This is a genomic window from Wenxinia saemankumensis (genome assembly GCF_900141735.1).
Lineage (GTDB): Bacteria > Pseudomonadota > Alphaproteobacteria > Rhodobacterales > Rhodobacteraceae > Wenxinia > Wenxinia saemankumensis.
Window position 1 is genome coordinate 64122 of sequence record NZ_FQYO01000007.1, and the last position, 13141, is coordinate 77262.

At 69.8% G+C, this 13141-nt stretch carries 10 protein-coding genes; 7 read left to right on the plus strand and 3 right to left on the minus strand.

Annotated features, from left to right (window positions below; genetic code table 11):
* The first annotated feature begins 212 nt into the window (after window positions 1–212).
* From BUE30_RS16300 to BUE30_RS16325, 6 genes are all read left to right on the plus strand, one after another.
* Window positions 213–2105 carry an ABC transporter substrate-binding protein gene (locus tag BUE30_RS16300; protein WP_073334004.1) on the plus strand — a complete coding sequence of 631 codons (1893 nt, stop codon included), beginning with the start codon at window positions 213–215 and terminating at the stop codon, window positions 2103–2105.
* Between the two features lie 79 nt (window positions 2106–2184).
* A complete protein-coding gene (locus BUE30_RS16305) occupies window positions 2185–3189 on the plus strand; it encodes an ABC transporter permease (RefSeq protein ID WP_073334008.1) in 1005 nt (334 codons plus the stop codon).
* A 4-nt stretch (window positions 3190–3193) separates the two neighbouring features.
* Window positions 3194–4057, plus strand: a complete 864-nt coding sequence (locus tag BUE30_RS16310) for an ABC transporter permease (RefSeq protein ID WP_073334013.1) — start codon at window positions 3194–3196, stop codon at window positions 4055–4057.
* Window positions 4054–5076 (plus strand): ABC transporter ATP-binding protein, encoded by a 1023-nt coding sequence (locus BUE30_RS16315; protein ID WP_073334016.1) that lies wholly within the window; start codon window positions 4054–4056, stop codon window positions 5074–5076. The genes BUE30_RS16310 and BUE30_RS16315 overlap by 4 nt, the downstream gene beginning before the upstream one ends.
* Window positions 5073–5897 carry an ABC transporter ATP-binding protein gene (locus BUE30_RS16320; protein ID WP_073334020.1) on the plus strand — a complete coding sequence of 275 codons (825 nt, stop codon included), beginning with the start codon at window positions 5073–5075 and terminating at the stop codon, window positions 5895–5897. The genes BUE30_RS16315 and BUE30_RS16320 overlap by 4 nt, the downstream gene beginning before the upstream one ends.
* Window positions 5898–6113: 216 nt before the next feature.
* Window positions 6114–6986: a glycosyltransferase gene (locus tag BUE30_RS16325; RefSeq protein ID WP_073334023.1), complete on the plus strand. Its 873-nt coding sequence runs from the start codon at window positions 6114–6116 to the stop codon at window positions 6984–6986.
* Window positions 6987–7080: 94 nt separating this feature from the next.
* On the opposite strand, the gene BUE30_RS16330 is transcribed toward BUE30_RS16325, so the two are convergent.
* From BUE30_RS16330 to BUE30_RS16340, 3 genes are read right to left on the minus strand one after another with little or no spacing between them, the layout of a single operon-like run.
* Window positions 7081–8022 carry a DMT family transporter gene (locus tag BUE30_RS16330; protein WP_244526393.1) on the minus strand — a complete coding sequence of 314 codons (942 nt, stop codon included), beginning with the start codon at window positions 8020–8022 and terminating at the stop codon, window positions 7081–7083.
* Complete coding sequence (locus BUE30_RS16335) at window positions 8019–10373, minus strand: PIG-L family deacetylase (RefSeq protein ID WP_212590726.1); 2355 nt, start codon at window positions 10371–10373, stop codon at window positions 8019–8021. Before BUE30_RS16335 ends, BUE30_RS16330 begins: the two co-directional genes overlap by 4 nt.
* Window positions 10370–11527 carry an ROK family transcriptional regulator gene (locus BUE30_RS16340; RefSeq protein ID WP_244526394.1) on the minus strand — a complete coding sequence of 386 codons (1158 nt, stop codon included), beginning with the start codon at window positions 11525–11527 and terminating at the stop codon, window positions 10370–10372. Before BUE30_RS16340 ends, BUE30_RS16335 begins: the two co-directional genes overlap by 4 nt.
* A gap of 275 nt (window positions 11528–11802) precedes the next feature.
* Between BUE30_RS16340 and BUE30_RS16345 the strand changes: the two genes are divergently transcribed.
* Complete coding sequence (locus tag BUE30_RS16345) at window positions 11803–13044, plus strand: sugar ABC transporter substrate-binding protein (protein ID WP_073334028.1); 1242 nt, start codon at window positions 11803–11805, stop codon at window positions 13042–13044.
* The last annotated feature ends 97 nt before the right edge of the window (window positions 13045–13141 follow it).

Below are 13141 nucleotides of genomic sequence, written 5' to 3' on the forward strand. Positions count from 1 at the left end.
GGGGACGGCATTCATTGTCAACAATCAAGGTAGGATCGTCGACTAGACAGCGGAGATCGAAGCGGCAAACAAGGGAAATAACCGGCAAGATCGGGATTTTTTGTTGCCATGCCCAATTGAATTGTCAATAGTTTGGGGGCGAGTCCCGTTCCGGCGGGGCGGCATCGGCAAGGGCGCGCCCGGAGGACATGCCGCGCTCGAGGGAGGACACAATGAAGATCAGGACCTTGTTTCTGACGGCGATCGGCGCGACGGCCTTGGCCGCTCCGCTCGCCGCGCAGGATTTCATCGCGGGGCTCCCGCGGGAGGACACGCTCATCATCCAGGGGCCCGCGGCGCAGAACGCCGACTGGTTCAACCTCTGGGCCCCGGGCGGGGGCGCCAGCCCGAACGGCAACCAGCAGCTGTCGGCCGACACGCTGTGGTTCATCAATCCCGAGGGCTCGGGCGACGACGCCTGGCAGAACGCCCTCGCCGCGTCGCGCCCGATCTACAACGACGACTTCACGCAGATGACGGTGGAGCTGAAGGACGGCATCTTCTGGAGCGATGGCGAACCCTTCACCGCCGAGGACGTGGTCTACACGGTCGAGACCCAGATGGCGAACCCGGGCATGAACTGGTCGGCGCCGTTCACGATCAACGTCGAAAGTGTCGAGGCTCCGGACGACCATACCGTCGTCTTCAACCTCAACGCGCCGAACTCGCGCTTCCACACGCTGTTCACGGTGCGCTGGAACGCCGCCTGGATCATGCCCGAGCATGTGTTCAGCCAGGTCGAGGATCCGCTCACGGCGACCTTCAACCCGCCGGTCTCGCTGTCGGCCTACGTGCTCGAGAACTACGACGCGAACGGGCAATGGGCGATCTGGCGGCTGCGCGACGACTGGGAGCGGACCTCGATCGGCATGACGCTCGACGAGGCGCCGGAGGTCGAATACGTCGTCTACCGGACCGCCGGGAACCCCGACGCGCGGGTGATCGAGCAGCTGAACCACAATCTCGACGTGATCAACGACATCGCCCCCGAGGGCATGTTCACCATCGTCGAGCAGGCCGGCGACACCACCGCCCAGTGGCTGCCGGGCTTTCCCTTCGCCCATCCCGACCCGACGCTGCCCTCGGTGCTGCTGAACAACCAGCTCGACAAGCTGTCCGATCCGCGTGTGCGCTGGGCGCTCGCGCTGCTGATCGACATCCGCGCGGTCAGCATGGGCTCCTACCGGGGCGCGGCCAACATCGCGGCGCTGTCGGTGCCGCCGACCGGGTCGGCAATCCCTGATTACTACGTCCCGATGCAGGACTGGCTGATCGACTACGAGCTCGATACCGGCGAGGGCACGATCCAGCCCTACAACCCGGACATCGCCGAGCAGATCGCGCAGCTGGTCACGCCGCAATGGGGCGACTCGATCCCCGAGGATCCCGAGCTCCGCAAGGAGATGTTCGGCTTCGGCTGGTGGCAGCAGGATGCCGAGGCAGCCGCCGCGCTGCTGCGCTCCGCCGGGTTCACCGAGCAGGGCGACGGCTGGCTGACGCCCGAGGGAGAGCCCTTCGAGATGACCCTGCAGGTCGAGGGCGACAACATCCCGACGCTTGCCCGGGCCGGCACGATCATCGCCCAGCAATGGAGCCTGAACGGCATCCCGACCGAGGTCGTGGTCGCCGGCCCCACCCATACCCAGCGGCTCGATGTCGGCGATTACGAGGCGGCGATCTTCTGGACGGTGGAGACCTGGGGCGGGCATCCCGATCTCAGCTTCTTCCTCGAGAGCTACCATTCCGACTTCCTGGTGCCGCTGGGCGAGAGCCAGCCGCCGCGGAACCTGAACCGGTGGCAGAACGACGAGCTGGACGCGATCATCGAGGAGAACCGCACGGTGCCCTTCGACAGCCCGCGCGTGGCCGAGCTGGGGATGGAGTACCTGCAGCTCGCGGTCGAGGAGATGCCGTTCATCCCGCTGATGGCGTACAACAAGTTCGCGCCCTTCGACACGACCTACTGGACCGGCTACCCGAGCATCGAGAACCCGTACTCGGCCTCCGGCCCGTTCTGGTCGAACATCCGCTACATGGTCGTCGAACTCGAAAAGACCGGCGGCTAGGCCGCGCGCCCTCGACCCTTCCGGGCGCGGCCGCCGGGTCGCGCCCGCCCCTCCACGGCCCCCCGGGGCGGAGCCTTCGATGAACACCCTGACCGCCTACATCCTCCGACGCCTCGGACAGTTCGTCTTCGTGATCTTCACCGGCGTCACGCTGGCCTTCCTGATCACGAACCTCTCGCCGGTCGATCCGGTCGAGCAGTCCCTGACCCAGCTGACCAGCTTCGGCGCCAGCGATCCGCGCGCGGTCGAGCTGATGCGGGAATCCCTTGCCGAGCTCTACGGCCTGCAGGGCAATCTCTTCGAGCAATACGTCAATTTCTGGGGTCGCGTGCTGCGGGCCGATTTCGGCCCCTCGCTCTCGGCCTTCCCGACGCCGGTCATCACGCTGATCGCAAATGCCGCGCCCTGGACGATCGGGCTCCTGGTGACCTCGATCCTCATCACCTTCGTCCTCGGCAACCTGATCGGGGCGCTGGCCGGCTACTTCCGCCGCAGCCGCTTCCTCAAGGTGCTGGGCATGGTGATCATGACGATCAACCCGATCCCGCACTACTTCATCGGTCTGATCCTGCTGATCTTCCTCGGCTTCGTCTTCCCGATCTTCCCGATCTCGGGCGGGGCGCAGATGAATCGGCCCTCGGGATTCGACCTCGGCTACGTGCTCTCGGTCCTCTACCACGGCTTCCTGCCGGCGCTGTCGCTGGTCCTCGCCGGCCTCGGCGGCTGGTTCATCGGGATGCGCTCGCTCGTGTCGAACGTCGTCACCGACGATCACGTCCTCTACGCCGAGCTCGCGGGCGTGAAGGGGCGCAAGATCTTCAGCCAGTACGTCGCGCGCAACGCGATGCTGCCGCAGATGACCGGCCTCGCCATGCAGCTGGGCCAGATCTTCGGCGGCACCGTGATCGTCGAGTTCCTGTTCAACTATCCCGGCATGGGCCGGCTGCTGATCCAGGGCATCTACCGGGGCGATTACAGCCTCGTCCTCGGCGTCACCACGATCTCGATCTTCGCCGTCGCCTTCGCGGTGCTGCTGATCGACATCCTCTACCCGCTCATCGATCCGCGCGTGAAACTGGGATAAGTCAATGTTCAAGGTCATCCGCGATCTGCTGCGCTACAACCGCGAGTTCCTCGCCGGCTTCACCCTGACGGCGCTGGTCCTCGTCTTCGCCGCGCTGCATTTCTGGACGCCCTATCCGGGCTACAACCTCTACCTGCTGCCCCCCGACATGCCGCCCTCGTCCGAATACTGGTTCGGCACCACCTCGCGCGGGCAGGACGTGGTCTGGCAGCTATCGGAGGCGGTCTGGAACACGATGTCCTTCGGCCTGACGGTGACGATCCTGAGCCGGGTGATCGCGATCTCGGTCGGGATGGTCTCGGGCTACTTGGGCGGCCGGACCGACCGCGTGCTGATGAGCATCAACGACACCTTCATCGCCCTGCCGAACATCCCGATCCTGCTGCTGGTCTACTTCGTCCTGCGCGAGCAGATGACCTGGCCGCTGCTCGCCGTCTGCGCCGCGCTGCTGGGCTGGACCTACGACAGCCGGCTGATCCGGTCGGTCTCGCTCAGCCTGCGGACGCGGGAATTCACCCGGCACGGCGTCTTCTCGGGGATGAGCACCTGGCGCATCCTGTGGAAGGAGCATCTGCCCTACGTGCTGCCGATCATCTTCTTCACCGCGATGAACAACCTCATCTGGGCGATCAGCCTCGAGGTGACGCTCTCGGTCCTGGGCTTCACCGACATCAACCGGCCCACCATCGGCGGGATGATCTACTGGGCCAACCAGCACCAGGCGATCATCTCGGGGATCTGGTGGTGGATCGCCTTCCCGATCCTCTCGATCGTCATCCTCTTCCTGGGACTCTTCATGCTCGCAATGTCGGTCAACGAATACGTCGATCCCCGGTCGCGCCTCGACCGGATGGGAGGTGCCGCATGATCGAGAGCCCCGAACGCCCCGTCGCCGCGTCCGAGGACGTGCTGCGCGTCGACGACCTGCGCGCCTATTTCATCGTCGGCAGCTACGGCGTTTCGCGCGAGGTGCGGGCCGTCGACGGCGCGACGCTGCGTGTCCGACGGGGCGAAGTCTACGGGCTGGCCGGGGAATCCGGCTCGGGCAAGACCACGCTGGTCAAGACGCTGGCCGGTGCGGTGCGCCCCCCGCTGCAGGTCGTCGGCGGATCCGTCCGTTACGAGTTCGGGGGCCGCGAGGTCGACATTTACGACCCCGCCACCGACCTGTCCCGGCTGCGCTGGCGGCATCTGAGCTACATCATGCAGGGCTCGATGTCGGTGCTGAACCCGGTCCGCAAGGTGCGCCACTCGTTCTACGACTTCGCCTTCCCGCACATGGATCTGGGCCGGGCGGCCTTCTGGCGCGCGGTCGAGGATCACCTGAGGAAGCTGCAGCTCGATCCGGCCATCCTCGACAGCTATCCACACCAGCTTTCGGGGGGCATGCGGCAGCGGACGACCATCGCGCTCGCCACCGTGTGCCATCCGGAGTTCATCATCGCGGACGAGCCGACGACGGCGCTCGACGTGATCGTGCAGCGCGACGTGCTCAAGATGATCAAGGAGGTGCAGCGCCAGCAGGGCTCTTCCATCGTCTTCGTCACCCACGACATGTCGGTTCATGCCACGATCGCCGACCGGATCGGCATCGTCTATGCCGGCCGGCTGGTCGAGGAGGCGCCGGCCGAGCAGCTCTTCGAGGATCCGAAGCATCCCTACACGGTCCACCTCATCGGCAGCCTGCCGCGGATCGGCGACGACCGCCCGCGCGAGAGCCTGACGGGCCGGCCGCCCAACCTCGCCGATCCGCCGCCCGGCTGCCGGTTCCACCCGCGCTGCCCGCTGGCGATCGACAAGTGCAAGCGCGAGACGCCGCCCCTGGAGGGGCCGCATGGCGGCAGCCGGGTCGCCTGCTGGCGCGCGGGGGAGGCGCGGATCGGATGAGTGCGGTTCTCGAGATCGACGACGTCTCCAAGCGGTTCCGCAGCGGCGGGCTGCTCTCGGCCCGGACCGTCGAGGCGGTGAAGAACGTCAGCTTCACGCTCGAGGCCGACAGGCCCGAGGTGTTCGCCATCGTCGGCCAGTCGGGCAGCGGCAAGTCGACGCTCGCGAACATGATCCTCGGCAGCGAGATGCCGAGCGCGGGCCGCATCCGCGTGCACGGAGAGGACATCACCGACGCGCGGAGCGCGCGCCAGCGCATCGACTTCATGCGGCGCGTCCAGCCGATCTTCCAGAACCCGTTCGAGGCGTTCAATCCGCTGACACGGATCGATTCCTACCTCTTCTCGACCGCGCGGCGGTTCCGCGACGCGACGGGGGCCAAGGCGCAGGAGGCGCTGGCCGACGAGGCGCTGCAGCTCGTCGGGCTGACGATCGAGGAGGTGCGCGGCCGCTATTCGCACGAGCTGTCGGGCGGACAGCTCCAGCGGATCGCGGTCGCCCGCGCGCTGATCCCGCAGCCGGACCTGATCGTCGCGGACGAGCCCGTCTCGATGGTCGATGCGAGCCTGCGGATGTCGATCGTGAACCTGTTCAAGGATCTGCGCGACCGGCTGGGTGTCACGATCGTCTACATCACCCACGACCTCGCCACGGCCTACTACATCGCCGACCGGCTGATCATCATGAAGTCGGGCGAGATCGTCGAACAGGGCCCGGCGAAGGCGGTGCTGGACGATCCGCAGCACCCATATTCCCGCGCCCTGCGGGACGCGATCCTGCCACCCGATCCCCGCCGCGCGCACGAGATCATCGCGGGCTGAGGAAAGGGCGGCGGGCCGGCTGTCCGGTCCCGCCATTCCCCTGCGGTCGATCCGCATCGGGGCCATTCAGTGGCGCGCACACCGGATCCGCGTCCGAAATGGCCCCGGCCCCGCCCATTTGCCGCGCCGGTTGGTGAACAGACTGTCACCTGAAGACCGCTTCGCGGACCGGCCCCGGGATCATTCCGCGGCCTCGTAGGGAAAAGGGTGGGCCCGATGGCACGTGACGAGATCAAGGTCCTTGGCATCTGCCGGTTCTCGATGATCGGCCGAGGCGACTGGAAGGCCTATTCGGGCGTGCCGGATGACGAGCTCGGGCCCGTCTACAAGGCCAAGGCCCGCGAGCTCTTCGCCCCCGCGCGGATGGAGGCGCGCCTTGCCAGCTTCGAGCACCTGACGCTCGCCTCGCTGCGCAACCAGAGCGATCCGGACTTCACGCTCCTCGTCGTCTCCTCCGACCGGATGCCGGCCCCCTATCGCCGCCGGCTGAAGGAGATCTGCGACCCCGTCCCGCAGGTCGTGCTGAAATTCGTGCCCTCGATGCATGTCACCGAGGTGGTGAAGGCGCACGTGGCCGAGACGAAGCTCGCGCTCGCCGATTGCGTGCAGTTCCGGCTGGACGACGACGATTGCGTCGCGAGCGGTTACATCCGGCAGCTGAAGCGTCACGCCCGGGCGCTGTGGGGCAACCGCGCCTTCGGGATCAGCTTCTCGCGCAACTACTACTGCGTCACGGACGGTCCGACGGAGGGGATCTACGATTGGCCCTGCCCCTTCTTCAGTGCGGGTGCGGCGATCCGTCATCCGGCGAAGACCGTCTTCGAGTTCGGGCATTTCGCGATCCCCTCGCGCTTCGTCTCGGTCGTCGACCCGCACGTTCCCAACATCGTGACCCATCGCGGAGACAACGACACGCCGCGTCATTCGGCGCAGGTCCTCCGCCGGCGGGGGATGAAGCCCGCCAAGGAGGCGCGGATCCGGGCCGATATCGACGCCCATTTCGCCTTTCTGGGTCGCCGCGGCCTGGCCCTCTGCGGCTTTCCCACCGAGGCCCCGCCCCGGCGCTCCGCGGTCGCGAAGGCGGCCTGATCCGGCCCGCCCCGCGTCGCCGCAACCTGCCGCGGGGTGTGGGAGCGCATACGGCCGTGGATCTCCGACCCCGTCGCGGCGGGGTCTGCGGCGCTCAGCGCCGGGGCGGCGATCCCCGCCCGGCCCGGCCCTTCGCCAGCCCGGCCGCCCTGGCCCCGACCAGCCCGCCGAGCAGCACCAGGCCCGCCCCGAGAGCGAAGGTCGGGCCGGGGCGTTCGGCGAAGACGACCCAGCCGGCCAGCGTGGCGAACAGGATGGAGACATGCGAGACCGGCGACAGGACCGTCGCCCGGGTCGCCCGGTAGGCCCGCAGGAAGCAGATCTGCGCCACCTGCGCCAGGATCCCGATGGCGAGGATGACCCCCCAGGCTCCCGGCGCGAGCGGGGTCCAGACGACGGCCGCCGGGATCGCGGTGAAGGCCGTCAGGCCGCCCGTGTAGAACAGCATCAGGACCATCGTCGTCTCGCCCCTCAGGGCCCGGGTCTGGATCGCGGCCATCGCGCCGAAGCCGACCCCCGCGAAGGCCGCGATCAGGCCCGGGACGGGCACCGGACCGAACCCGGCGCCCGGGGCGACGATCACACCGACGCCCGCCAGCGTCACCGCGAGGCCCAGCCATTGCGCCCGCACCACCCGCTCGCCCAGCAGCGCGACCGCGAGGCCCATCGCGACGAGGGGCCGGGTGAATCCGATGGCGTTGACGATGGCGAGGGGCAGCAGGGTCAGGGCGCTGAAGGTGAGGGTCAGCGCGGCCGCGTTGCAGGCCACGCGGGCCGCGTTCCGCCAGGGCGCCCCCATCCGGGACAGCTCCGCCCGGCGGCGCCAGACCAGCGGCGCGATCAGGACGAGCCCGATCGCCGCGCGCAGGAAGACCAGCTGAAGGGCAGGGACCTCCGTCCCCGTCGCCTTGACGAGGACGTTGACGACCGTGACCAGCGTCATGTCCGCCAGCAGCCAGCCGATCCCCGCTGCGGGGTCGTCGCCGGGATCGGCCCTGTCCGCGGCCCCGTCCGCCCCTCCCGCCCGGGCGGTCACGCCTCCTGCGCGAGGAGATTGGCCATCAGGCGGAACGCCCCCGGCACCATCCGGTCGAGCTGGTGGTGCAGGTTCAGGGCGACATGGCTGTGCCGCCCCCGGCCGATCCTGGCGGAGACGAGGGCCCCCTCGAGCGGCGCCTCTCCGGCATCGGACATGGCGAGGAGCGGGCGATAGGCGTCGTCCCAGCTCGAGGCGAAGTAGAGGCCGCGCTCCTTGTCCCATCCCTGCCAGTCCGCCGGACCGATGGGGTTGGGGCGGCGCAGGATCGGGTGATCGGGCTCGAGGATCGTGACCTCGGCCGTCTCGTCCGTCACGCGCCAGCGCAGCGAGGGGGTGCCGACCGTCAGCGGCGCCGGCGGGATGCGATCCGGGTCCCAGCCCTGGTCGGGCCGCTGGTAGAGCGTCACCAGCGTTCCGCCCTCGCGCACGAATGCGTGCAGCCGCCCGATGGCGAGGGTGACGTCGGGCCGATTGGCCAGCGCGACGACGCCGACGATGATGGCGGTGAGACCCGACAGGTCCGTATCCGGCTGCAGGCGGTCGATGTCGGTGACGTCCAGCCCCATCCGCCGCAGCCACAGGTCCGTGCGGTCGCTGCCGCCGCCGATCCACCCGATGCGCGCGCCCTCGGGCAGCGCGACGTCGAGGTGCAGCACCCGGATCCCGGCCGGTGCGCGGCTGCGGATCGGACCAACATGCGGATGCTCGGTCACGCTCTCGCGGATCGCTGGGTGGCCGTCGACGCGCGGGACGATCCGTACGAGCCCCGGCTCCGGCGCGGCGGGCGGCACGATCCGTGCCTCGGCCGCCCCTGGGTCGAACGACCATCCCTCGGGCAGATCGGCGCCGAGCGTCCCCGCCGCGTCGTGGGCGAAGACGATGGGCGGCGCGTCCGCAGCGCCGATCCGGCGCACGAAGGCGTCGGGCGCGGGGTCCAGGCGTGCGATCGGGGCGAGCTGCCACGGCCGCTCGAGATCCAGCGAGGCCGTCATCTCGCGGCCGTGGGCCGCGAAGGTCAGCGACGCGGCGAGGGGACCGTTCCCGCCGAGCGGCGACCATCCCCCGGCGAAGGCGGGGCCGGGCGCCGCGTCCGTCGCGGCCTCCAGCCTGACCGGGCCCTCGCCGTGCGCGGAGATCCCCTCGGGCAGGCGGAGGGCGAGCCTCGGGGAGAGCGTGCCGGAGGCGAGCGGCGGCGCGAGGTCGAGGCGCAGCTCGGCCGTTCCGCCGGGGCGCATCTCGGGGACCGAGAGGGTCAGGCGCGGGGCGAGCCCCGTCGCCTCCAGCGCGGCGGCGGCGACCTGCCGGCGCTTCATCGCGACGCGGTGCCGGTTCGCGCGCCCAGTCCTCGGCTCGGCGCGCTGCAGCGCGGCGTCGGCGGCGGCGAGGGCCACGAGGATCGCGTCGCGGTCGGGAAAGACCGTGCGCGCGGCCTCGCAGGCGGCGTCCGCGTCGCGCAGGTCGGCGGACGCGGCCGTCTCGACCGCCGCGAGATCGGCGAGCGTCGCGGGCAGCCCCTCGCCGATCCGGCTCTCGGCCCCGCCGCCGACCCGGTGCAGCGGCCAGTCGAGGGCGGGGTTGTCGTGCCAGCGTCCCATTCCCTGGCTGGCATGGCGGCGGCGCGACCATTCCCCGATGCGCGAGAAATCCGCGCCCGTCGCCGCCTCGCGCCCGGCGACCCGCTCGCGCAGGGTGGCCTCCGGCGGCGGCACCTCGTCGTCATAGGTCCCCCCGCCACCGCTCCAGGCCGGCAGGTAGTGCCGCGCGACGGTCCAGGGATCGGCCCCGGTCCGGTGATCCGGATCGGCGGCGAGGCGGATGGCGGTCTCCGCGGCGCGGGTCATGGCGCGGTGGTGGCCGTGCTGGCCCGGCACGTCGAGGAAGGTCGGCAGCACGATGTCCGGCCGCTCGCGCCGGATCGCGTCGACCAGCCGCCCGACGACGAGGTTCTCGCCCCACCGCGCGAAGGTGTCGTCGCCGTCCTTAGAGAAGCCGAAATCGTGGACGGGATCGTCGGGGCCGAAGCCGAGCCAGGCGATGTCGCAATCGAGGACGCGCGCGGCCTCCTCCATCTCGCGGCTGCGCAGCAGGCCGAGGGCCCGGCCGCGTTCGGGGCCGATCACGTTCTGCCCGCCCTCGCCCCGGGTGGAGCAGGCGACGACGACCCGCATCCCCCGGCCGAAGCGGAGCCAGGCCAGCAGGCCGCTATGCTCGTCGTCGGGATGGGCGCCGGTATTCATCATCGTCAGCACCGAGCCGAGGCGCGACAGCGCGCGATGCAGCCGCAGCAGCGCCGGATCCCCCTCGTCGCGGGCGAGGCGGCCTTGGGGGCTGTCCAAGCGGTCGGTCATCTGGGCGGCTCCGTGGGTTCGGTCCGGGGGGGCGACACCTCGCTGAGTTCGAGGCGCGGGGTGATCGCGTCGTGCATGGGCAGGGCCGCCGCGCCGATGGCGGCGGCGAAGACGCCACTCTGCCCGCGCATCACCCTCGGCAGGGTCCGGTCGCTGCGCCGCGAGACGCTGGTGCCAAGCCGGAGACGCGAGATGATCGCGTCCAGCCAGTCCGGGGCGAGCCCGCCGGCCAGCACGATGGTCTGGGGGTCGAGCACGTTCTCGAGGATCGAGATGACGGGGCCGAGATGCGCCGCCGCCTCGTCGAGCCAGGCGGAGAGGACCGGATCGGCGTCCGGATGGGCGGTGTCGAGCTCTGCCAGGTCGCCCGACCGGCCGGCCGCCAGCAGGCTTTCGCGCAGCGCGTGGGTCGAGGCGTAGCGCTCGAGGCAGCCGTTCTGGCCGCAGGGGCAGGGCCGGCCCCCGGGGGCGGCGACGACGTGGCCGATCTCGCCGGCATTGCCGTAGGCCCCCCGCATCAGTGCCCCGGAGGAGATCACGCCGAGACCGATGCCGGTTCCGAAATAGATCACCCCGAACTGCGACAGGTGGAGGTGATCGCCGAGCAGCGTCTCGCCGATCGCGACGGCGTTCGCGTCGTTCTCGACCACGACCGGGGCGCCGAGGCGCGCGGTCAGCTCGGCGGCCGCGTCCAGCCCGGCCCAGCCGGGCAGCGTCGTGGGGCCGACGCTGGAGAAGCCCTCGATCTCGAACGGGCCGGGCATGACCACGCCGATCCCCATCAGCCGGCCCTGCTGGTCGGTCGAGAGCTCTCTCACCAGCGTCTCGATCCGGGGCAGGGCGGCCCCGGGGGACATGTCCGCGACGTCGACCGAGCTCTGCCGCCGGATCTGCCCGGCGAGGTCGACGACGACGGCGGTCATCCGGGTCACCGCCAGCTCCATGCCGATGGTGAAGGCACCGTCGGGATTGATCTCGTAGTCGAGGGGCGGCTGGCCGCGTCCCGCGGCGCTGCGGCGCCCGGCGGCGCGGATCAGCCCCTCTCCGATGAGCTCGTCGAGGATGTTGGTCACCGATTGCGGCGTCAGCTGGCAGAGCCGCGCGATCTCGAGCCGGCCGGTCCGCCCGTGCCGGCGCATGAGGTCGAGCACCACGCGCCGGTTGTGCTCGCGGTTGCGGCCCGGGTTCTTGCCCCGGGGAGTCGGGCGGGAGGTGTCCTTGGGGGTCAGGATCTGATCCTCGGCAGGCAGGCGTCGTGCATGTCCCCGGAAGGGTGGAACGCGGAAAAGAATAAAACAAGATATTTATTGTATTGACTCGAATCGACCTCTTCTTCCATGCTTGGCGAACGACGGACCGCCCCCCGAATGGCGGCGACGCTTCCAGCCGGCACCTGCAAGAAGTGCCGCTTTTCCCAACGGAGGACCCCATGACCAGATTGCACCTGTTGGCCGGTGCCTCGGCCCTCGCCTGCTTCGCCGGATCGGCGCAGGCCGTCGAGATCGATTACTGGCAGTACATCTACGACACCCGCGTCGAGGCGATGGACCAGCTCATCGCCGCCTTCGAGGAGGCGAACCCGGACATCACCGTCAACCAGGTGACGTTCCCCTATGCCGACTACCAGACCCGGATCGTCGCCGCGAACATGGCGGGGCAGGGCCCCGACGTGATGCAGCTCTTCTACGGCTGGGCCGACAAGTTCATCGAGGGCGGGCTGATCCAGCCGCTCCCCGAGGACGTGTTCCCGCCCGAGCAGATCGAGGAAGAGTTCTTTCCCATCGTCTCGGCGATGAGCCGCGACGGCCAGTATTACGGCCTGCCGACGGCCGTCCGCTCGCTCGCGCTGTTCTGGAACAAGGACCTCTTCGCCGAGGCCGGCATCGAGGGTCCGCCCGAGACGCTGGACGAACTGGTCGAGATCGGCCAGCAGCTGACCCAGACGAACGACGCCGGCAATTTCGAGGTCGTCGGCATGACGCTCGACATGGCCGGGCAGGACCACCAGTGGTGGCGCGAGGTGCTGGTGCGGCAGATGGGCGGCGAGCCCTATTCCGAGGATTATTCCGAGGTCACCTACGACGACGAGGCCGGGACCGAGGCGCTGCAGTTCTACACCGACCTCGCCACGGTCCACGGTATCGGCACGCCCGGCTTCATGGACGAGGGGCAGGCCGCGTTCCGCGCCGGCCGCGCCGCGATGACGATCGACGGCACTTTCCGCCTCGGCTCGTTCTCGTCGATCGAGGATTTCGAATGGGGCGTGGCCGAGCTTCCGGCCAATGCCGAGGGCGTCCAGTCGAACTATGCCAGCTATTTCGCAAACGCGATCGGCTCCGGCGCCGAGGGCGAGGAATACGACGCGGCGGTGAAGTTCCTCGAATACATCTCCTCGGAGGAGGCTATGGCCGTCTGGCTGGACGTGGTGGGCGAGCTGCCCGCCCGCCGGGCCGCCGCGATGACGGACGAGAACATGGCCGACCCGATCTACGGGCCCTTCCTCGCCGCGCTGCCCTACGCCCACACGACGCTCTTCGTCGACGAGGCCGCCCAGCGGCAGGTCGCGATCGACATGACGAACCGTGTCCTGCTCGAGGGGCAGTCCCCCGAGGACTCGATCGCCGAGGCGGCCGAGGAGGAGCAGGAGATCATCGACGACGCCCGCGACTGACGCGCACGTCCGAGATGGCGCCGCCCCGCAACTCCCCGGGGCGGCGCCGCGTCCAACCGGTCGGGCCGGCCCGGGCGGGCACGACCGATCAAGCCGA

Bases quoted from the DNA above. Each gene is read 5' to 3' on its own strand.
- BUE30_RS16310 (WP_073334013.1), top strand. From the start codon at position 3,194: ATGTTCAAGGTCATCCGCGATCTGCTGCGCTACAACCGCGAGTTCCTC.
- BUE30_RS16335 (WP_212590726.1), bottom strand. From the start codon at position 10,373: ATGACCGACCGCTTGGACAGCCCCCAAGGCCGCCTCGCCCGCGACGAG.
- BUE30_RS16305 (WP_073334008.1), top strand. From the start codon at position 2,185: ATGAACACCCTGACCGCCTACATCCTCCGACGCCTCGGACAGTTCGTC.
- BUE30_RS16345 (WP_073334028.1), top strand. From the start codon at position 11,803: ATGACCAGATTGCACCTGTTGGCCGGTGCCTCGGCCCTCGCCTGCTTC.
- BUE30_RS16315 (WP_073334016.1), top strand. From the start codon at position 4,054: ATGATCGAGAGCCCCGAACGCCCCGTCGCCGCGTCCGAGGACGTGCTG.
- BUE30_RS16320 (WP_073334020.1), top strand. From the start codon at position 5,073: ATGAGTGCGGTTCTCGAGATCGACGACGTCTCCAAGCGGTTCCGCAGC.
- BUE30_RS16325 (WP_073334023.1), top strand. From the start codon at position 6,114: ATGGCACGTGACGAGATCAAGGTCCTTGGCATCTGCCGGTTCTCGATG.
- BUE30_RS16300 (WP_073334004.1), top strand. From the start codon at position 213: ATGAAGATCAGGACCTTGTTTCTGACGGCGATCGGCGCGACGGCCTTG.